Source organism: Flavobacterium sp. (assembly GCF_046293665.1).
Classification (GTDB): Bacteria; Bacteroidota; Bacteroidia; order Flavobacteriales; family Flavobacteriaceae; genus Flavobacterium.
In genome coordinates, this window is record NZ_JBKBOL010000011.1 from 13,755 (window position 1) to 34,310 (window position 20,556).

A 20,556-nucleotide genomic window follows, 5' to 3' on the forward strand; every position below is an offset into this window, starting at 1 on the left:
TCTAACCAATAACAACGTTTATGGATTTTACTTTATTATTAATTATCATTTTCCTTGCTTTAGTTTTTGACTATATCAATGGTTTTCATGATGCAGCAAACTCTATTGCAACGATAGTAGCGACTAAGGTATTGACGCCTTTTCAGGCCGTACTTTGGGCCGCGCTTTTCAATTTCATGGCCTATTGGGTTTTTGGATTTGGAGTAGCTGATACAGTAGCCAAAACCGCTCATACCAGTAGTATTGATTTAACGGTTATTTTGGCCGGAGTAATTGCTGCAATTATTTGGAACTTAATCACTTGGTGGAAAGGAATTCCATCCTCATCATCACACACCTTAATTGGAGGATTTGCCGGAGCTGCTATTGCTCATGGTTTCAGAGATGTAACTGATCCTGAACATGCCGGATTTAAAATTGTAAACTGGTTAAAAGAGGCCAAAGAAGGAGAATTATTACCTTCAGGTGTATTTATAGTAATCTTGTTTATTGTATTTGCTCCTTTACTAGGGATGTTGATTTCCTATTTTATTTCACTTTGGTTAATGTATTCTTCTAAGAAAAACCTTTGGCCAAAAGTATTGACTGTAGTTTTAATGCTTTTAGTATTATGGTTTTTAGCCTCGGTAATGGTTCCTTATGAGGACATTAAAAAACCAAGATTTGACAGTCATTTTTGGAGTGTAATAACAGAGCCTCATAATATTAAATGGTTCTTGGTGGCTATTATATTCTACAGTTTAGCCATTTTTAACTTGTTGTTCAGTAGTTTTTCTACTGCTAAAGCTGAAAAAGTTTTAAAGAAAATGCAGTTATTATCTTCTGCCGCATTCAGTTTAGGACACGGTGGAAACGACTCTCAAAAAGTAATGGGGATAATCGCAGCAGCAGTTGCGGTTTATATAAAATCTAATCCAAACATTGATATGTCTGCCGGTTGGCTTGACTTAAATGTTGTTTTACCTTCCGAAAAGGACGGTGTTAAAATCGAGGGTGTAATGCCGGGTTGGATTCCATTAACATGTTATACTGTAATTGCTTTAGGAACTTTAAGCGGTGGATGGAAAATTGTGAAAACAATGGGTTCTAAAATTACTAAAGTAACTGCTTTTGAAGGCGTTGTAGCAGAATCTGCCGGTGCATTAACCTTATTTTCCACAGAGCATTTTAAAATTCCGGTATCGACTACACATACTATTACGGGTTCGATTATTGGAGTAGGTGTAACCAAAAGGGTTTCTGCTGTTCGTTGGGGCGTAACTGTGAAGTTGCTATGGGCTTGGATTTTGACTATACCGGTTTCTGCCGTTTTAGCAGCATTGGTTTATTATTTACTAAAATTATTTATCTAAACTTTTAATACATAGAAAAGCCGACTGTCATGGTTGGCTTTTTTTATAACTAGTTCTTATTTGTTATCAAATCATTTCGATAACATCAAATTATTGTAAAACATCAATAAAATAAAGTACTAACAAGTTGCGACTTGTCGGTAATACAACACACAACTTTACATGAAAAAATTACTACTGATTGTTACTTTACTCGTATCAATTTCAACTTTTGCCCAAATCACCATTGAGCAAACCAAACATGATAATGATATCAAATTATCAGCCTTACCTTATTACAGTTTTGGAAAAGGGATCGGAATGACTTCACCCGATAGTTTGTTCCAAATGAACATTCGTTTCCGAATGCAAAATCGTGTCTCTTATATTGAGAATGAAGGAGAAAATGGCGCTTATGATGGACAAATTCGTCGTTTGAGATTGCGTTTAGATGGTTATGTTGGTAATCCAAAATTTTTATATGCCATTCAATTGTCTTTTGCTCCCGGAGATGTAGGCGAAGTAAAAGAAGGAGAAAACATCAATATCATCAGAGATGCAGTAGTTTTTTATCGTCCAAATAAAAATTGGAACATCAGTTTTGGTCAAACCAAATTACCGGGAAATCGTCAACGGGTCAATTCTTCGGGAGGTTTACAATTAACAGATCGAACGATAAATAACGCCAAATTCACTATTGACAGGGATTTTGGATTCCAAGTTCACAATATGAATGAATACAAAGATAAATTCTCCTATAACTTAAAGGCTGCATTATCTACAGGTGAAGGAAGAAATCAAACCGATAATGCCGATGATGGTGTTGCTGTTACCGGAAAAGTCGAATTATTTCCTCTTGGTGCTTTTGCTAAAGACGGAACTTATTTTGAAGGTGATGTCATTAGAGAGAGCAAACCAAAATTATTATTGTCAGGCGCTTTTCACCAAAATAATCATGCCCAACGTACTCAAGGGCAATTGGGTAATGATTTATTCGAAACCAGAACAATGAAATCGGTTTTACTTGATGCGATGTTTAAATACAACGGTTGGTCTGCTATGATGAGTTATATGTCGAGAACTACCAATGAGAATGCCATCACTTTCAATCCGGAGGATATTACTGAAAGTAATTATGTTTATGTTGGTAACGGATTTGATTATCAAGCTAGTTACATCACCAAATCGAATTATGAATTCATTGCCAGATATTCTACTCAAAATGTTGGAAAAGATATTGAAACTTTAACACCAGATACCAGACAATATTCAGTTGGTATTACCCGATATATTTGGGAACACTCTTTTAAATTGCAAGCCGAACTTAATTATGATACGTTAAAATACTTTGATGGTAGTACTAAAAACAATTGGTACTTGCGCTTTCAAGTCGAAATCGGAATCTAATACACCTTAGTATTTAAACTCTTTATTTATTTCCCAATGTTAAGTTTTTGCCTAAAACGAAAACTTAACATTGGGCTATCTTTTTATACACTACTTTTGTTTACGATAAATTAACAAATAAATTACATTAAGTTTAATTTTAAACATAAAACAATGATAGAAAGAAATCTAACGGCTAAAGAAACTACTCCGGAAGTTAATTCAGATTCAGCTAATCAAACTCCAGCCGAAAAGGTTACCAATGTAACAGTGCCAAAACCAGCTACCAGACGAAGAGCTACTACAACTACTAATGCAACGGTTACTAAAACTACAACTCCAAAAAAAGTTGCGACACCAAGAAAAGTTGCTACAACACCAAAAGCTACAACAGCTAAGGTTACAACACCAAGAAAAACAACAGCTCCCAGAAAGGTTACCGTTGCAACTGCTAACAATGACATAATCTCAGAGCCTATTATTAACCAAGAAACACCGGTAATTATGAAAGATTCTGATAAAGAAAAAGCAAAAAAAGCTAAGGCTAAAGAAAAAGAGAAGAAAGAGAAAGCAAAACAAAAAGCCAAAGCTAAAAAAGAAAAACAAAAGGAAAAAGAGAAAAAAGAAAAAGCTAAGAAAAAGGCGAAAGCCAAAAAGGAAAAAGCCAAAGCCAAAGAAAAAGCTAAAAAAGCCAAGGCTAAAGCAAAAGCAAAAAAGAATAAAGACAAAAAGAAGTCTAAAAAGAAAAAATAGTCATTACAAAGCATTCGAACATCGGATGCTTTTTTTATTTAATAGCACCTTAACTTTTGTTTTACTATTTAATCGTTAATTTTATGATTTAATAAATTAATCACTATGAACATAAAAACAATTATCATGGCTATTGTATTGCCATTGTCATTTCAAGGCTTTGCCCAACTTAAAGCGGTAGATTACAAAGACGGTCAACAAGTGTTAAGTGGCTTTGGGATTAAGCCTAAAAGTGAATTAAAAGACAAGCCCGGAGTTCTAGTTTTACCTGCTTGGTTTGGTGTAGATGAACATTCTAAAGAAAGTGCTGAGAAATTGGCCGAATTGGGTTATTATTCTTTCGTAGCCGATATTTACGGAAAGGATAACCGTCCGAAAAACAGTAGCGAAGCCGGTAAAAATGCAGGTTATTACAAAAAAAATGTAGCCGAATACCAAAAGAGAATTCAGTTGGCTTTAGATCAATTGATAAAACTTGGAGCCAATCCCGATAAAATTGTTGTTATGGGTTATTGTTTTGGCGGAACAGGAGCAATTGAAGCGGCAAGAGCCAATTTAAAAGTGCAAGGTGTAGTTTCTTTTCACGGTGGTTTAGGTAAAGATGTTACCAGAGCAACCGAAAAAATTACTACAAAAATATTAGTACTTCATGGAGCAGATGACCCATTTGTTCCAAAAGAAGAAGTAGATAGCTTTCAAGCCGAAATGAGAAGTTCAGGCGCCGATTGGCAAATGGTTTATTATGCGAATGCTGTACATGCTTTTACCCATAAAGATGCCGGAAGTGACAATAGCAAAGGCGCAGCTTACAATGAGTTGGCCGATAAACGTTCATGGATAGCCTTTAAAGATTTTCTGAAAGAAGTATTATAAAATAGATCTTATCCTATAAAAAAAGCCCAAAATAGTTGACTATTTTGGGCTTTCGTTTCTCTATAAAAGTACAAAAGCCGATCTGGAGCGATCGACTAATGCGGTGAGGTGTAACTCCCTTTCGGAATCCTCGTGGCAAATATATAGTTTAATTACGAATTACGAATTATAAATTACGAATTCTTTTCTATAGATTTTAAAAAGTAGTTTAACTAGTTCGTAATTCGTAATTATTTATTCGAGTCTCTTACCAATCTCTTCAAAATAGCCCATTGTTTCAAAGCATCGCGCGCATCTATCGCAGGGTAACCCAAAACCGTTTTCCCGGCTTCGATGTCTCCTGCAACTCCCGAACCGGCGCCAACAATAGCACCATCACCAATTGTGGTATGGTCTTTTATCGAAGCACTTCCGCCAATAATTACACCGTTTCCTAAGGTTACTGAACCAGCCAAACCTGAATTTCCGGCCATGATACAGAATCTGCCCAATTTAGAATTGTGCCCAATTTGCACCAAGTTGTCAATCTTACAACCATCGCCTAAAACCGTCGAGCTGAATTTACCCCGGTCAACACAAGAGTTAGCGCCAATTTCAACGCCATTACCCAAAATCACATTCCCGATTTGCGGAATCTTAACCAATCCTCTTTCCGGACAAGGTCTGAATCCGAAACCGTCTGCGCCAATAGTACAGTTTGGATGTAAAATACAATAACTGCCCACATGACAACGTTCGCGGATTACGGTTCCCGACCAAATGATGGTATTTTTGCCAATGGTACATTCGTCCAAAATAGTTACGTTAGGATAAATAGTAGTATTTTCTCCGATAGTAACATTCGGTCCGATATAACATCCGGCGCCGATTCGCACACCATTCCCAATAGAAACAGAGTCATCAATAATAGCCGTTGGATGAATGTCGACTGAAAAAACCGGCGGAGCAGGAGCAAAGAGTTCCAATACTTGAGACATGGCTAAATCAGCATTTTTTACTTTGATAAAAGCGCGATTATCACCAGGTTCAATAGAAATATCTTGATTGACGACAGCAGCACAAGCTTTGGAGGTTGCCCAAAGTTTTTCATATTTTTTGTTGCCGATAAAAGATATTTCAGTCTCCGAAGCAGACTCTAATTGCTCCGGAGCTGTAATTTTTTGAGCAATACTACCGACTATTTCGCCATGTATTACTTCATTTATTTCTTCAATTGAATAAGAACGCATAGTGGTTTGGGTTGGTTATAGATTCCAAATAACTGAAAACAGTTTTGAATTTCCTAATAATCAAAAACAGAAAATGGATTTATTCCTCTTCTTTTTGTCCCATCATCATCAAATAGGCTTTCAAGAATTCATCAATATTGCCATTCATTACACCTTCAACATCACTGGTTTCATAACCCGAACGTACGTCTTTCACCAATTTATAAGGATGCATTACATAATTCCGAATTTGCGAACCCCATTCGATTTTCATCTTGCCGGCTTCGATATCGCTGCGTTGCGCTTGTTGTTTTTTTAACTCAATTTCATACAATTGCGATTTCAACATTTGCATTGCCCGTTGTCTGTTGTCTTGTTGTGAACGCGTTTCCGAACACTGAATTTGAATTCCGGTAGGTTTGTGAAACAATTGTACTTTGGTTTCGACTTTATTCACGTTTTGTCCGCCGGCGCCACTCGAACGAGAAGTGATGATTTCTATATCGGCAGGATTGATTTCAATTTCGATGGTATCATCAACTAAAGGATAGACATAAACCGAAGCAAATGAAGTGTGGCGTTTGGCATTACTGTCAAAAGGCGAAATTCTCACCAAACGATGTACACCGTTTTCTCCTTTCAGGTAACCAAAAGCATAATCGCCTTCTATTTCTAAAGTCACGGTCTTAATTCCGGCCACATCGCCTTCTTGAAAGTTGAGTTCTTTGACTTTATAGCCTTGATTTTCGGCCCACATCAAATACATACGCATTAACATGGAAGCCCAATCGCAGCTTTCTGTTCCGCCGGCTCCGGCTGTGATTTGCAGTACAGCACTCAAACTATCACCTTCGTCAGAAAGCATGTTTTTGAATTCTAAACCTTCAATATGAGTATTGGTCAATTCATACTGTTCGTCGAGTTCAGCTTCGGTTGCATCGCCGTCTTTGAAAAACTCGTACACCATTTGAAGTTCTTCTGCCATAGCATTGCCTTTCTCAAAATCTTCCACCCATTTTTTCTTAGAGCGCAAGTTTCTGACAATGATTTCGGCTTCTTTGGCGTTGTTCCAAAAGTCGGGTGCAAAGGTTTTTTCCTCTTCGTTGGTAATTTCTATAAGCTTGGCGTCAATGTCAAAGATACCTCCTCAACGCACCAAGGCGTTCTACAATACCTTTTATTTGTTCGGTATTTGTCATAAATAATGTAGTTTTGTGGTTTATTATTGGAAGCTATTTCCCGCTTTCCGTTGCAATCTTTTTATTGTTATGGCACCTTGAGAGTAGTCGAAAGGCTTTTTCTGTAACAATAAAAAGGATTTCCACTGCAATCGGGGCTAGAATCCATCACAAAAATAGACTATTATTTTTTATATGGAAATTAATTTAATCAGCGATACCGTAACCAAACCATCTCCCGAAATGCTTCAGGCAATGTTCAACGCCAAAGTCGGTGATGACGTGTTCAAGCAAGACCCAACCGTAAATGCCTTTGAAAAAATGGTGGCGGATTTATTTGGGAAAGAAGCAGCTTTGTTTTTTCCATCGGGAACGATGGCTAACCAAACGGCGATTAAATTAAATACCAATCCGGGAGACCAAATTATTTGCGATAAATGGTCGCACATTCATTTATACGAAGCCGGCGGTGCGTCATTCAACAGTGGCGTGAATTTTAATTTATTAGATGGAAGTCGCGGGATGATTACGGCCGAACAAGTCGCTAACGGGATTAATGATCCTGATTTTTACCACGCGCCATTGTCGAAAATGGTAGCTATTGAAAACACGACCAACAAAGGTGGCGGTGCTTGTTATGATTTGGAGGAATTGAAGAAAATTAAGCAAGTTTGTGTCGATAATAATTTAAAATACCACTTAGACGGAGCGCGTTTGTGGAATGCAATTGTGGAGAAAAAGCAACATCCGAAACAATTCGGGGAATTGTTTGATACGATTTCGGTTTGTTTTTCTAAAGGATTAGGAGCGCCAATAGGCTCGGTTTTATTGTCTGATGCCGAGACCATGCACAAAGCCTTGCGTATTCGAAAAATATTTGGTGGCAATATGCGCCAATCGGGATATTTGGCGGCAGCCGGAATTTATGCGTTGCAAAACAATATCAACCGATTGACTGATGACCACAGAAGAGCTAAGGAATTAGGACAAGCTTTGCAGCAACTGTCTTGGGTGGCTAAAGTAGAACCGGTGGAAACCAATATTATTGTCTTTTCGGTTCAACCACACATTGATGACAAAGTGGTAATGGACAAACTTAAACAAAAAGGAATAGTGATTAGTTTACTTGGCAAAGGTGCGTTGCGTATGGTTACTCATTTAGATTATCGTCAAGTGATGCATGAATATGTTTTGGAATCGTTAGGAAAGATTGAAATTTAAGTGCTCGACTGTTAATTTATAAGTTTATAACTTTCTTTTAAAACTTAAATCACCGTTGATAGTATGGTTATTTTTGTAGTTGATAAAATTGCATCAATGCCTGAAACTAAATTATTACCGCCAAAAGCTGCTATCATTCCACATACGTTGGAAAAACACGGTCATGTTCGTGCCGATAATTATTATTGGTTAAACCAAAGGGAAAATCCTGAAGTAATTGACTATCTCAATCAAGAGAACGAGTATTACCAACAATCGACAGCCCATACCAAAGAGTTTCAAAAGGATTTATTCGAAGAAATGAAAGCCCGAATTAAGGAAGATGATGAGTCGGTGCCTTATTTCTACAATGGCTATTTCTATATCACACGATTTGAAAAAGGCAAAGATTACCCGATTCACTCGCGTAAAAAAGACAGTTTGGAAGCCCAAGAAGAAATCATGTTTGATTGCAACGAAATGGCAAAAGGGTTTAGTTATTTCAACTTAGCCGGATTGAGTGTGAGTGAAGACAATGTTTGGGTGAGTTTTGGAACTGATACCGTTTCGAGAAGACAATATACTATTCAAATCAAAAACCTTCAAACCGGTGAAATTCTTCCGGTAAAGATTGAAAACACTACTGGTGGCGCAACTTGGGCTAGTGATAATAAGACTTTATTTTATACACGAAAAGACGCTCAGACTTTGCGTTCGGATAAGATTTATAAGCATAAAATCGGCACTACTTCCGACAAAGACAAGTTGGTTTATTTTGAAAAAGATGAAACGTTTGATGTTTCGGTTTACAAATCGAAGTCGAAGAAATACATCATCATTAATTCTAATAGTACGCTAACGACAGAATACCGAACCGTTTTATCGGCTACGCCTGATGCTAAGTTTACTGTTTTTCAGAAAAGAACCCGCGGATTAGAGTATTCGATGTCGCATTTTGGAGACCATTTTTATATTGTAACCAATAAAGACAAGGCTACCAACTTTAAGTTGATGAAAACACCTGAGAATGCAACTGCTAAGGAAAATTGGGTAGATGTGATTGCGCATCGCGAGGATGTTTTATTGGAAGATATTGATATTTTCAAAGATTACTTGGTGGTGGCCGAACGCGCTAATGGTTTGAACCAAATTCGAATCATGCCGTGGAGTGGGAAAGGGGAATACTATTTGCCTTTTGACAGTGAAACCTATACCGCTTATACTACAACCAACCTCGATTTTGACACCGAAATTCTTCGCTATAGCTTTCAATCATTGGCAACGCCATCTTCGGTGTTTGACTTTAATATGAAGACGAAAGTAAAAACCTTATTGAAGGAGCATGAAGTTTTAGGAGGCCAATTCGATAAAAACAATTACAAAGAAGAAAGACTTTGGGCGAAAGCCAAAGACGGAACGCAAGTGCCAATCTCAATGGTCTATCGCAAAGGGATTCAAAAAGACGGCAATAATCCAACGCTTTTGTATGCTTATGGATCTTATGGCGCTACGATGGATTGTTATTTCTCTTCGGTACGATTGACTTTGTTAGACCGAGGTTTCATTTTTGCCATCGCGCACATTCGTGGTGGTGAAGATTTAGGTCGGCAATGGTATGAAGACGGCAAACTGTTGAAAAAGAAAAATACCTTTACGGATTTTGTAGATTGTTCGCAATTTTTGATTGACAATAGGTATACATCACCACAACATTTGTATGCCGAAGGCGGTTCTGCCGGTGGACTTCTAATGGGTGCAATAGTCAACATGGCTCCATCTTTGTACCACGGCGTCATCGCACAAGTGCCGTTTGTGGATGTTGTAACTACGATGTTAGATGATACCATTCCACTAACGACAGGCGAATATGACGAATGGGGCAATCCGAATGTGAAGAAATATTACAATTATATGCTTTCGTATTCACCTTATGACAATGTAGTAGCGCAAGACTATCCGAATATGTATGTGTCGACCGGATTGCACGATTCTCAGGTACAATATTGGGAACCAGCGAAATGGGTGGCCAAATTAAGAGTTATGAAAACAGATAATAACCTGTTGTATTTGGATACCAACATGGAAGCAGGTCACGGAGGTGCTTCGGGAAGGTTTGAAGCCATTAAGGAAATCGCCAAAGAATACAGTTTTTTGTTAGATTTAGAAGGAATAAAAAGATAGTTAAAAATATTTTATTAAATTTGCAACGTTTAGAAGTGTGTAAAACGGCTTCATAAATACGCCTTGACTAATTTATTTTATGAAAGAAAATATAAAAGCTCACGATAATGTGTTAAGTTTAATAGGAAATACTCCTCTTGTTAGACTAAACAAAATCACAGAATCTTTACCGGGAAATTTCTACGCTAAGGTTGAAGCTTTCAACCCTGGTCATTCCACCAAAGACAGAATTGCATTATATATTATTGAAGAAGCAGAAAGACAAGGCATTTTAACGCCTGGTGATACTATCATTGAAACGACTTCGGGTAACACCGGATTTAGTTTGGCCATGGTTAGCATCATCAAAGGATACAATTGTATTTTGGCGGTGAGTTCTAAATCTTCGAAAGATAAAATAGACATGTTGCGCACTTTAGGGGCTAAAGTATATGTTTGTCCGGCTCATGTTTCTGCCGATGACGAGCGTTCTTATTACAATGTGGCCAAGCGTTTACACGAAGAAACTAAAGGTTCAATTTATATCAATCAGTATTTTAACCAATTGAATATTGATGCGCATTACAAATCAACCGGTCCGGAAATTTGGGAACAAACCAACGGAAAAATTACTCACTTGATTGCTTGTAGTGGCACCGGTGGAACTATTTCCGGAGCAGCAAAGTTCTTGAAAGAACAAAATCCAAACATTAGAATTTTAGGGGTTGATGCTTTTGGTTCGGTATTGAAAAAATACCACGAAACTAAAGAGTTTGATGCCGATGAAATTTACCCATACAGAATAGAAGGTTTAGGGAAAAACTTAATCCCGACTGCGACCGATTTCGACGCTATCGATCATTTTATGAAAGTTACCGATGAGGAAAGTGCGCACACCACTCGTGAGATTGCAAAAAAAGAAGGATTGTTTGTTGGTTACACTTCAGGAGCCGTGATGCAAGCTATTAAGCAATATGCCGCTGAAGGTGAGTTTGATGAAAACAGTAATGTAATTGCGATTTTCCCGGATCACGGTTCTCGTTATATGAGCAAAGTATTCAGCGATGACTGGATGAATGAGCAAGGTTTCTTTGACAGCGTTAATGCGGAAGAAGTGCAGAAGGTAGAGTTTATTAAATAGTATGTAGCATTAAAATTTAAGTATTAAGATAAAGAAAACGCGGAGCATTGCTTGGCGTTTTTTTATGAATTTATCTAAAAATAAAGTTTCGTCATTCTAGCCCCGATAGGAGCAAGCTACCGTGTAGCGCGGATAGCGGGAGCAGAGTTCTAAGAAACCCAAAACGTTCTGCTCCTAAAAACAAAAAACGCCTAGCAATGCCCAGCGTTTATTTGTATTCTTAAATCTGCGTTCTGCAGTGTGAAAACTGTGACTGCGACTGCAAACTATTCCTCCATCGTATGATACACGTTCATCACGTCGTCATCTTCTTCTATTTTTTCGATTAGTTTTTCTACGTCGGCCATTTCGGCTTCGGTGAGTTTTTTGGTGATTTGCGGAATTCTTTCGAATCCTGAAGACAAGATTTCTATGCCGCGGCTTTCCAATTCTTTTTGGATGGCTCCAAAACTTCCGAAAGGTGCGTAGATTAAGATTCCGTCTTCATCGGCAAAAATTTCTTCGGCACCGAAATCAATGAATTCTAATTCCATTTCCTCAATATCAATATTGTTGTTTGGGATTCTGAAATTACAAGTATGGTCGAACATAAATTCAACCGAACCTTGTGTTCCCAATGTTCCGTTGCATTTGTTGAAGTAGCTTCTGATGTTGGCCACGGTTCTGTTGTTATTGTCGGTGGCTGTTTCAATTAAAAGCGCGATTCCGTGCGGTGCATATCCTTCAAAAAGTTGCTCTTTATAGTTGGCGGTATCTTTATCGGTGGCTTTTTTAATGGCGCGTTCTACGTTTTCTTTCGGCATGTTCGCCGCTTTGGCGTTTTGTATTACTGCTCTTAAACGAGAATTGGCTTCCGGGTTTGGTCCGCCTTCTTTCACCGCCATTACGATGTCTTTTCCGATACGTGTAAAGGCTTTGGCCATGGCTGACCAACGCTTCATTTTTCTTCCTTTTCTAAATTCAAATGCTCTTCCCATTGCTGATAGAATGTTTTAATTTTTGTGCAAAAATAAAGGTTTATTCGGTTATTGCAAACGATAAAATCTACAAATTGACAACCAATAGTTATTCACTAAGATTTTAATTTCTTGGTATCGGCTAAAATATTTACCGCTTCCAAAATGTGATAGTTTTGCTTGATATTTTTGACTCTTTCGGTGGTAAAACTCTTTAAGTAGTCATCATATTTTTGGCCTTCAATATCAATTGAGTTTTGTTCAACAGTAATATTCAATTCTTTTTCGTTAAGGATTTTGATGTCTTTCCAAAGTTTGTTCATTTTGGTAACTTCTTCAAAAACATGGTCAAAATTCAACTCAATCGGTGGCAAATCATTGTCGTAAAGTGGATTGATTTTGTTGTTTAAAGCTTTAATTTCATTGGCTTCTTTACTTTGCTCTATGCGTTTTTGACTTAACGCAATCAAATCGTCTTTATGGTCATTTTTAAGTCGATTGTACTTGGCAACAACACTAATTTCATCATTAGGTAGAGCCGTTTTGTTGCTGTCTTCTCTTGGCATTTGTTTGTCAAACAACAGTGGAATTTCAATATCAGGAATGATGCCGGTGTATTGATTGCTTTTTCCGGTGATGCGATAAAATTTTTCTAAAGTTAATTTTAGAAACTCTTGATTGTCATCGTCTAAGGGATAAATTCTTTGCATAGAAGCTTTTCCTAAAGTGCGATTGCCAACCAAAATAGCGCGATTGTAATCTTGCATGGCATTAGCAAAAAACTCACTGGCCGAAGCTGAAAACCCATTGACCATGACCAACATTGGTCCGTCATAAATTGTTCCGCGACGCATGTCTTTTAGAATTTCCTTTTTGTTTTTATTGTTGTTCATGACTGCTAATGGTCCGAAATCAATAAACAAACCTGACAATTTAATTGCTTCTTCCATTGAACCACCACCGTTGTTTTGAACATCGATGATGATCCCGTCGATATGGTCTTCTTGGAGTTTGTAGACTTCTTTTGCCACGTCATTACTCGCACTGGATTTTCCGTTTTCGAAAGTAGCATAGAAACTCGGAATTCGGACATAGCCAATAGTTGCATTATCAGTCTTTATTTTGAAACTGAAGACGTTATTTTGGTAATCTTTCATTACTTTTTTATTCAATCGAACACTATAAATCTCACCACTTTTTTTTCTGAAGGTAAAATCGGCGGTTTTGTATTCGTTTGACGTAATGATTTCATCAATTTTTTTCATCGAAGAACAAGCAATTTCATATTCTTCTCCTTTGTGTTTGACCTTTAATAATTGATCGCCTTTATCTATTTTCTCTGTAAAGTAGGCTGAACTTCCGGGCAGTACTTCGTCAACAGTCATTTCGTCTTTTTCGGTCATAGAAATGTAGAGACCAAAAGTCAAATTATCAGAACTCACAGTCGAATAAAAGGAAGATTTATCGCTTTGCGAAAAGTAATCAGTGTGCGGATCAAAATAGGAACAAAAAGCGGAAAGGAAAGAGGAATTGAACTCTTCTTTGGTAAGCTCGTAACTTCTGATTTTGCATTCGCTTTTATCAAAAACTTTTGTTTTACTGTTTGTTGCCAATGTTTCAAAATTGGCCGTAAGTGAATCTTTATTAGTACTCAATTCCGCCACATCACGAAGAATGTTGAATAGGATTCTTTTCTTGTACAAATGCTTTAATTCGGCTTCGTCTTTGGCATACGGAAAAGCATCTTTGGAGAATTGTACTTTTTCAGCACTACTTAAAGGAAAAGGTTCATTTTTGAGGGTTTCTAACAATGTTTTGTAACGCGTTACCGTTTTAGAATAGGCTATGTAGAAATCATCTAAAAAGTTGCAGTTTTTTTCTTTTAGGTAATCGTCAATTTTCAGTTCGTGTTTTTCTAAGGCTTTGATTTCGGGTTCAATAAACAGCCTGTTTTCTTCATCTAATCGACTTAAAAATGTTTTAAAAACATAAACCGATAAACTGTCGTCTATCGGTTTGGCTTTATAATGGTATTCCTGAATGAGTAAGTTGATTCTTGATAAGGTTTCGCAAGTATTTTTTTCCTTCTGACCAAAAAGAAAAAGAGGAAAAAGTCCTATGCACAGTAAGAATCGATTCACTTTAATTATTTTTTATAAAAGGGCAATTTGACCACTTTTGCTTTTACTTTGTTGTTTCTGATTTGGATGTAAATCTCGCTGTCAACCGCTGCAAATTCGGTTTTAACGTAACCCATTCCAATTCCTTTGCCTAAAGATGGCGCCATAGTACCGGAAGTAACTATACCAATATTATTGCCATCAACATCAACGATTTCATAGTCATGACGCGGAATGCCTCTTTCTATTAATTCGAAACCAACTAATTTGCGCGAAACGCCGGCTTCTTTTTGCTTCAAAAGATTTTCCGAATTGGTAAAGGTTTTGGTGAATTTGGTAATCCAACCCAAACCGGCTTCTAATGGAGAAGTTGAATCGTTAATATCGTTACCATATAGACAGAAGCCCATTTCCAAGCGCAAAGTATCCCGTGCAGCTAAACCAATTGGTTTGATGCCAAAAGCAGCACCGGCTTCGAATACTTTGTTCCAAACTTGTTCTGCATCAGCATTTTTACAATAAATTTCAAATCCGCCCGAACCGGTGTAACCTGTAGCAGAAATGATTACGTCTGAAACACCAGCAAAATCAGCCACTTCAAAATGATAATATTTGATTGCAGATAAATCTATAGAAGTTAAAGATTGCATGGCTTCCACGGCTTTTGGTCCTTGAATTGCTAACAAAGAATATTCTTCTGAGATGTTTTTCATGTCAACACCTAAGTCATTGTGCGAGGAAATCCAATTCCAGTCTTTATCAATGTTTGAGGCATTGACTACCAATAAATATTGGTTTTCTTTCATTCGGTAAACGATTAAATCATCTACAATACCGCCGTCATTATTAGGCAAACAAGAATATTGTGCACGACCGATTTCTAAAACCGAGGCGTCATTTGAAGTTACTTTTTGAATTAGCGCCAATGCATTTTCTCCCGTAAGCAAAAATTCACCCATGTGTGAAACGTCAAAAACGCCCACGCCATTTCTTACGGTTTCATGTTCGGCATTTACACCTTCATATTGCACGGGCATGTTGTAACCGGCAAACGGAACCATTTTGGCCCCTAAACTTTCATGAATGTGTGTTAAAGCTGTGTTTTTCATTTTAGATTGTGTTGTAAAGTTTACCGTAAATTATTTAAGCTAATTAATATTTTAATTTGCGAATCTGCGGTTGAATATAATTGTTTAGTTTGTGTTTTATTTTCTAACGAATGGCGGTAATAGTTTTGTAGACACTTCGCCAAAGCCAATTCGCACGGAACTATTTTGACAAAAGCCTTTCATGGTAACGGTATCATTATCGTTGATGAATTTACGTTCGCTACCATCATTCATCACAATTGGATTTTTTCCGCCCCAAGTTAATTCTAACATCGAACCAAAACTATCCGGTGTTGGTCCTGAAATCGTTCCTGAACCCATCATATCTCCTGAATTTACACGACAACCGTTGGAAGTATGATGTGCCAATTGTTGTGACATCGACCAATACATGTATTTAAAGTTGGATTTAGAAACTAAACTTGGTTCTACATTTTCCGGCTCTATGTAAACTTCTAAATTAATATCGAACGCATTCTTTCCTTTTTGTTGTAAATAGGGAAGAGGCATTGGTTCTTGGTTTGGCCCTTTGCATCTGAACGGTTCTAAAGCATCCATAGTAACAATCCAAGGAGAAATTGAGGATGCAAAGTTTTTCGCTAAGAATGGACCAAGTGGTACATATTCCCATTTTTGAATATCTCTTGCACTCCAATCGTTTAATAAAACCATTCCGAAAATATAATCTTCAGCCTCATTCACAGGAATATTTTCTCCCATGATGTTGGCATCAGTAGTAATGAATGCCGTTTCTAATTCGAAATCTACCAATCTTGACGGACCAAAAACAGGAGTGTTTTCGCCATTGGGTAATGTTTGTCCCATTGGTCTGTGTACCGGAATTCCGGATGGAATAATTGTAGAACTTCTTCCGTGATACCCTACCGGAATGTGCAACCAGTTTGGCAACAAAGCGTTTGCCGGATCGCGAAACATTTTACCAACATTAGTGGCGTGCTCTTTACTGGAATAAAAATCGGTGTAATCACCAATTAAAACCGGAAGTTGCATTTCTACATCTTCCATTTTAAAAATGACTATTTCTCTGTGTTCTTCGTTATCTCTTAGTTTTGGATTGTTGCTGTCAAAAATATCTCCAATGCGATTTCGCACTAAACGCCAAGTTTTTTTTCCATCTGAAATAAAATCGTTTAGCGTGTCTTGCATAAACATATCATCCGTCAAATCAATGCCTTCAAAATAATTGAGTTGCTGTAAAGCGCCTAAATCGATAGCATAATCACCAATTCTTGTTCCGATAGTGATGACATCTTCTTTCGTTAAGAAAACACCAAATGGAATATTTTGAATTGGGAAGTCACTGTTTTCAGGGACTGTAAGCCAAGATTTGCGGATGGGATTGTTAGTTGTAATCGGCATGATTGTGTTGATTTAGTTGTTGAAAAATTCGCAATCAAATATATCATTAACTATTAATTTAACAAACGATTTTCGTAATTTTGACCTCAATTTAACGAAATAATTTCAAATGCAACGCGACGAACAAATTTTTGACTTAATTCTTGAAGAACAAGAAAGACAAATTCACGGAATTGAATTGATTGCCTCTGAGAACTTTGTGAGTGATCAGGTAATGGAAGCAGCTGGTTCTGTATTGACTAATAAATATGCCGAAGGCTATCCCGGTAAAAGATATTATGGTGGCTGTGAAGTAGTAGATGTGATTGAACAAATCGCCATCGACAGAGCGAAAGCTTTATTTGGTGCCGAATATGTTAACGTGCAACCACACTCTGGTTCTCAAGCCAATACAGCAGTTTTTGCCGCTTGTTTGAAACCCGGTGATAAAATTTTGGGTTTTGACTTATCTCACGGTGGTCACTTAACTCACGGTTCTCCTGTGAATTTTTCAGGAAAATTGTACTCACCAAGTTTTTATGGTGTTGAACAAGAAACCGGCGTGTTGAATTATGATAAGATTCAAGAAATCGCTACTAAAGAGCAACCCAAAATGATTATCGCAGGTGCTTCTGCGTATTCTCGTGATATGGATTTCAAACGTTTCAGAGAAATTGCGGATAGCGTTGGTGCTTTATTGTTAGCCGATATTTCGCATCCTGCCGGCTTGATTGCTAAAGGTTTGATGAATGATCCAATTCCGCATTGTCATATTGTAACGACTACAACGCATAAAACCTTACGCGGACCAAGAGGCGGAATGATTATGATGGGTAAAGATTTCCCAAATCCATGGGGATTGACTACGCCAAAAGGTGAAATCAGAATGATGTCTCACGTTTTAGACATGTCGGTTTTCCCGGGAAATCAAGGCGGTCCATTAGAACATATTATTGCTGCGAAAGCAGTAGCTTTTGGCGAAGCTTTGTCAGATGAGTTCTTTGCTTATGCGATGCAAGTGCAAAAAAATGCCAAAGCAATGGCGGAAGCTTTCGTAAAAAGAGGTTACCACTTAATCTCAGGCGGAACAGACAATCACATGATGTTAATCGACTTAAGAAATAAAAACATATCCGGTAAAGATGCCGAAATTGCTTTAGGCAAAGCCGAAATCACCGTAAACAAAAACATGGTGCCGTTTGATGACAAATCACCGTTTGTCACTTCTGGAATTCGTGTTGGAACACCAGCCATTACTACTCGTGGATTAGTAGAAAGCGATATGGAAACGATTGTAGATTTAATCGACAGGGTTTTAATGAATTCGACTAATGAGGAATTGTTAGCAGAAATCGGAGACGAAGTAAATGATATGATGAGCGAAAGAGCGATTTTCGTTTATTAATCACTTTCAAATATTTATAGAATTAACCTTCAAAAGTTCGCTTTTGGAGGTTTTTTATTTTACAATGATGTCGTATTTCTGCAACAATCCTTTTAAACCATCACTTGAAAATATAGCTTTTTTAATTTTATTCTTTTCCGGATCAAAAGCATAATCATAACTGGTCGAAAAATCAGCTTTATTGGCGATAGTGTCAATAAATACAGCTCTTCGCAGATTGCAATTGTCGAATAAAACTTCGGTTAAATCACTCGCCATAAAATCGACCGCAATCATACTGCAATTGATGAATTGCATTTTTTTCATTTTTAAAGCGTAGAATTGGGCATAATCCAACAAACAATCTTTGAAGTGAAATTCAAAAATCACTTGGTCGGTCATCGCAAAGTTGACATTGGTAAAATTACATTTGGTAAACCAAACGCCACGTAGCGAAACATAATTGATTTTGGTATCCTTAAAATTACAGTCAAAGAAATTACAATCGACAAAAGTGACAGTTTGAAAAGTGCAATCGGTAAAATCGATGTTGTAAAACGTACAGTTATCAAACTCTTTGAATTTGGTATTGACATCATTAAAAACTTCGTCTCTGAATTCTCTGTCGGTTATATAATCTGAATGCATAAGTGATTTATTGGAGTGTAAAACTACTAAATTTAATGACAATGGCTTACTAACAATTGTTGATAAATTTTAATTACTGAAAATGACTTTTTCGATTACCAAAGGCCGAAAAATGATACATTTGGTTGTACCGAAATATTTGACTTATGAGAATTGAAACCGATCTAAAACTAGGGTTTAAAGATGTAATGATACGACCAAAGCGTTCGACTTTGAACAGTAGAGCGCAAGTGTCTTTAGAAAGAGAATTTAAATTTTTACACAGCACACACGTTTGGACAGGCATTCCAATTATGGCTGCTAACATGGATACAGTCGGAACCTTTGAAATGGCATTGGCTTTAGCCAAAGAAAAACTCTTCACTGCGATTCACAAACATTATAGTGTAGCACAATGGAATGATTTCATAAAAAACGTTTCCTCGGATATTACCGATTATATTGCAGTAAGTACCGGAACAAGTAAAAACGATTTCAAAAAGATTGTAGAAATATTTACTCAAAATCCGCAATTGAATTTTCTTTGTATTGATGTCGCCAATGGTTATTCGGAACATTTTGTAGAATTCCTGCGTCAAGCGCGAAAACAATTCCCTGACAAAGTGATTATTGCCGGAAATGTGGTTACGGGCGAAATGGTCGAGGAACTTTTGTTAGAAGGAGCCGATATTATTAAAGTTGGGATTGGACCGGGTTCAGTTTGTACAACTAGAGTGAAAACCGGTGTTGGCTATCCGCAATTGTCGGCTATTATTGAATGTGCAGATGCTGCTCACGGTTTGGGCGGACACATCATTAGCGATGGTGGTTGCGCAATTCCCGGTGATGTGGCGAAAGCTTTTGGTGCCGGTTCCGATTTTGTTATGTTAGGCGGAATGTTAGCCGGACATACAGAAAGTGGCGGAAAATTAATTGAAATCAATGGTGAAAGGTTTAAACAATTCTACGGTATGAGTTCAGAAACAGCCATGAAAAAACACGTAGGTGGCGTTGCCGAATACAGAGCAAGCGAAGGTAAAACAGTTCAAGTTCCTTTCAAAGGCGATGTGATTGATACCTTGCATGATATTTTGGGAGGCATAAGAAGTACTTGTACTTATGTTGGTGCTTCAAAGTTGAAAGAACTGACCAAAAGAACCACATTTATAAGAGTAACAGAACAAGAAAACACTGTTTTTGGAAAATTGTAAATATGACAGACGGAACCACTTTTTTTAAATTTTGTCCCAATTGCAGTTCAGAAGATTTTGATTATACCAATAATTTTAAATTTCACTGCTATAGTTGTGATTTTGTGTTATATCACAATATCGCCGCGGCAGTTGCCATTATTTTTACATATGAAGACAAAGTTTTGTTTACCGTAAGGAATATTGATCCCGACAAAGGCAAACTCGATTTACCCGGTGGCTTTATTGATCCCGGTGAAACAGCGGAAGAAGCGGCTTGCAGAGAAATTAAAGAAGAAATTGGTTTAGAAATTTCATTAACTCAATTGCAATATGTAACATCTTCACCTAATAATTATTTGTATAAAAAGGTAGCTTATCGAACCATGGATATTTTTTATGAATGTTCATTGGATTCAGAAGAGATGGAAATTACTGCCAAAGATGAAATTCAAGACCTGATTTGGATTAAAAGAAGCGAAATTGATTTGAATAAAATTGGTTTTATTTCCATCAAAGAAGTGATAGAAAAACATTATTTTTTGGAAAAGTAATCATGTAAATTGTGTTAGTGTTTTTCT

General features: G+C 37.2%; 17 protein-coding genes. 10 read left to right on the forward strand and 7 right to left on the reverse strand.

What is annotated here, in order from left to right; all coding sequences use genetic code 11:
* Nucleotides 1-20: 20 nt before the first annotated feature.
* The 4 genes from ACK4R1_RS13245 to ACK4R1_RS13260 all read left to right on the forward strand — a co-directional run bounded on the left by ACK4R1_RS13245 (nt 21) and on the right by ACK4R1_RS13260 (nt 4,343).
* Nucleotides 21-1,352, forward strand: coding sequence for an inorganic phosphate transporter (locus ACK4R1_RS13245; RefSeq protein ID WP_409687934.1), 1,332 nt, complete (start codon nt 21-23; stop codon nt 1,350-1,352).
* A gap of 162 nt (nt 1,353-1,514) precedes the next feature.
* Nucleotides 1,515-2,738 (forward strand): porin, encoded by a 1,224-nt coding sequence (locus ACK4R1_RS13250; protein WP_409687937.1) that lies wholly within the window; start codon nt 1,515-1,517, stop codon nt 2,736-2,738.
* A gap of 153 nt (nt 2,739-2,891) precedes the next feature.
* A complete protein-coding gene (locus tag ACK4R1_RS13255; protein ID WP_409687940.1) occupies nt 2,892-3,470 on the forward strand; it encodes a hypothetical protein in 579 nt (192 codons plus the stop codon).
* Nucleotides 3,471-3,575: 105 nt separating this feature from the next.
* Nucleotides 3,576-4,343: a dienelactone hydrolase family protein gene (locus tag ACK4R1_RS13260; protein WP_409687943.1), complete on the forward strand. Its 768-nt coding sequence runs from the start codon at nt 3,576-3,578 to the stop codon at nt 4,341-4,343.
* 230 nt (nt 4,344-4,573) lie between these two features.
* On the opposite strand, the gene lpxD is transcribed toward ACK4R1_RS13260, so the two are convergent.
* The gene (lpxD, locus tag ACK4R1_RS13265; RefSeq protein WP_409687946.1) at nt 4,574-5,572 is read right to left on the reverse strand and encodes a UDP-3-O-(3-hydroxymyristoyl)glucosamine N-acyltransferase; all 999 of its coding nucleotides are present in this window, start codon (nt 5,570-5,572) and stop codon (nt 4,574-4,576) included.
* A gap of 79 nt (nt 5,573-5,651) precedes the next feature.
* Nucleotides 5,652-6,750 (reverse strand): peptide chain release factor 2 gene (prfB, locus tag ACK4R1_RS13270; protein WP_409687950.1). Its coding sequence is split into 2 segments (ribosomal slippage): nt 5,652-6,686 and nt 6,688-6,750, totalling 1,098 coding nucleotides; the frame shifts between segments, so codons are not numbered across the junction.
* A gap of 174 nt (nt 6,751-6,924) precedes the next feature.
* Between prfB and ACK4R1_RS13275 the strand changes: the two genes are divergently transcribed.
* The 3 genes from ACK4R1_RS13275 to ACK4R1_RS13285 all read left to right on the forward strand — a co-directional run bounded on the left by ACK4R1_RS13275 (nt 6,925) and on the right by ACK4R1_RS13285 (nt 11,230).
* Entirely contained in the window at nt 6,925-7,950 is a 1,026-nt protein-coding gene (locus ACK4R1_RS13275) for a threonine aldolase family protein (protein WP_409687953.1), read from the forward strand.
* A gap of 96 nt (nt 7,951-8,046) precedes the next feature.
* Complete coding sequence (locus tag ACK4R1_RS13280) at nt 8,047-10,110, forward strand: S9 family peptidase (protein ID WP_409687956.1); 2,064 nt, start codon at nt 8,047-8,049, stop codon at nt 10,108-10,110.
* 79 nt (nt 10,111-10,189) lie between these two features.
* A complete protein-coding gene (locus ACK4R1_RS13285; protein ID WP_409687959.1) occupies nt 10,190-11,230 on the forward strand; it encodes a PLP-dependent cysteine synthase family protein in 1,041 nt (346 codons plus the stop codon).
* Between the two features lie 266 nt (nt 11,231-11,496).
* On the opposite strand, the gene ACK4R1_RS13290 is transcribed toward ACK4R1_RS13285, so the two are convergent.
* The 4 genes from ACK4R1_RS13290 to fahA form a co-directional block, all read right to left on the reverse strand.
* Nucleotides 11,497-12,207, reverse strand: coding sequence for a YebC/PmpR family DNA-binding transcriptional regulator (locus tag ACK4R1_RS13290; protein ID WP_409687961.1), 711 nt, complete (start codon nt 12,205-12,207; stop codon nt 11,497-11,499).
* A gap of 95 nt (nt 12,208-12,302) precedes the next feature.
* Entirely contained in the window at nt 12,303-14,327 is a 2,025-nt protein-coding gene (locus ACK4R1_RS13295) for a S41 family peptidase (protein ID WP_409687964.1), read from the reverse strand.
* A 5-nt stretch (nt 14,328-14,332) separates the two neighbouring features.
* Nucleotides 14,333-15,415: a glycine cleavage system aminomethyltransferase GcvT gene (gene gcvT / locus ACK4R1_RS13300; protein ID WP_409687967.1), complete on the reverse strand. Its 1,083-nt coding sequence runs from the start codon at nt 15,413-15,415 to the stop codon at nt 14,333-14,335.
* Nucleotides 15,416-15,511: 96 nt separating this feature from the next.
* A complete protein-coding gene (fahA, locus tag ACK4R1_RS13305; RefSeq protein WP_409687970.1) occupies nt 15,512-16,795 on the reverse strand; it encodes a fumarylacetoacetase in 1,284 nt (427 codons plus the stop codon).
* Nucleotides 16,796-16,904: 109 nt separating this feature from the next.
* Here fahA and glyA point away from each other — a divergent pair, with 109 nt between their 5' ends.
* A complete protein-coding gene (glyA, locus tag ACK4R1_RS13310; RefSeq protein ID WP_409687973.1) occupies nt 16,905-18,179 on the forward strand; it encodes a serine hydroxymethyltransferase in 1,275 nt (424 codons plus the stop codon).
* Between the two features lie 54 nt (nt 18,180-18,233).
* On the opposite strand, the gene ACK4R1_RS13315 is transcribed toward glyA, so the two are convergent.
* Entirely contained in the window at nt 18,234-18,806 is a 573-nt protein-coding gene (locus ACK4R1_RS13315) for a pentapeptide repeat-containing protein (protein WP_409687975.1), read from the reverse strand.
* Between the two features lie 146 nt (nt 18,807-18,952).
* Here ACK4R1_RS13315 and ACK4R1_RS13320 point away from each other — a divergent pair, with 146 nt between their 5' ends.
* Both ACK4R1_RS13320 and ACK4R1_RS13325 read left to right on the forward strand, forming a co-directional pair.
* The gene (locus ACK4R1_RS13320) at nt 18,953-19,996 is read left to right on the forward strand and encodes a GMP reductase (RefSeq protein WP_409687978.1); all 1,044 of its coding nucleotides are present in this window, start codon (nt 18,953-18,955) and stop codon (nt 19,994-19,996) included.
* A gap of 2 nt (nt 19,997-19,998) precedes the next feature.
* Nucleotides 19,999-20,529: an NUDIX hydrolase gene (locus ACK4R1_RS13325; protein ID WP_409687981.1), complete on the forward strand. Its 531-nt coding sequence runs from the start codon at nt 19,999-20,001 to the stop codon at nt 20,527-20,529.
* The last annotated feature ends 27 nt before the right edge of the window (nt 20,530-20,556 follow it).

Coding starts and splice junctions, on each gene's coding strand:
- fahA (WP_409687970.1), bottom strand. CDS start 16,795: ATGCCGATTACAACTAACAATCCCATCCGCAAATCTTGGCTTACAGTC.
- ACK4R1_RS13260 (WP_409687943.1), top strand. CDS start 3,576: ATGAACATAAAAACAATTATCATGGCTATTGTATTGCCATTGTCATTT.
- ACK4R1_RS13325 (WP_409687981.1), top strand. CDS start 19,999: ATGACAGACGGAACCACTTTTTTTAAATTTTGTCCCAATTGCAGTTCA.
- ACK4R1_RS13280 (WP_409687956.1), top strand. CDS start 8,047: ATGCCTGAAACTAAATTATTACCGCCAAAAGCTGCTATCATTCCACAT.
- ACK4R1_RS13255 (WP_409687940.1), top strand. CDS start 2,892: ATGATAGAAAGAAATCTAACGGCTAAAGAAACTACTCCGGAAGTTAAT.
- gcvT (WP_409687967.1), bottom strand. CDS start 15,415: ATGAAAAACACAGCTTTAACACACATTCATGAAAGTTTAGGGGCCAAA.
- ACK4R1_RS13285 (WP_409687959.1), top strand. CDS start 10,190: ATGAAAGAAAATATAAAAGCTCACGATAATGTGTTAAGTTTAATAGGA.
- glyA (WP_409687973.1), top strand. CDS start 16,905: ATGCAACGCGACGAACAAATTTTTGACTTAATTCTTGAAGAACAAGAA.
- ACK4R1_RS13315 (WP_409687975.1), bottom strand. CDS start 18,806: ATGCATTCAGATTATATAACCGACAGAGAATTCAGAGACGAAGTTTTT.
- ACK4R1_RS13245 (WP_409687934.1), top strand. CDS start 21: ATGGATTTTACTTTATTATTAATTATCATTTTCCTTGCTTTAGTTTTT.
- ACK4R1_RS13320 (WP_409687978.1), top strand. CDS start 18,953: ATGAGAATTGAAACCGATCTAAAACTAGGGTTTAAAGATGTAATGATA.
- lpxD (WP_409687946.1), bottom strand. CDS start 5,572: ATGCGTTCTTATTCAATTGAAGAAATAAATGAAGTAATACATGGCGAA.
- ACK4R1_RS13275 (WP_409687953.1), top strand. CDS start 6,925: ATGGAAATTAATTTAATCAGCGATACCGTAACCAAACCATCTCCCGAA.
- ACK4R1_RS13250 (WP_409687937.1), top strand. CDS start 1,515: ATGAAAAAATTACTACTGATTGTTACTTTACTCGTATCAATTTCAACT.
- ACK4R1_RS13290 (WP_409687961.1), bottom strand. CDS start 12,207: ATGGGAAGAGCATTTGAATTTAGAAAAGGAAGAAAAATGAAGCGTTGG.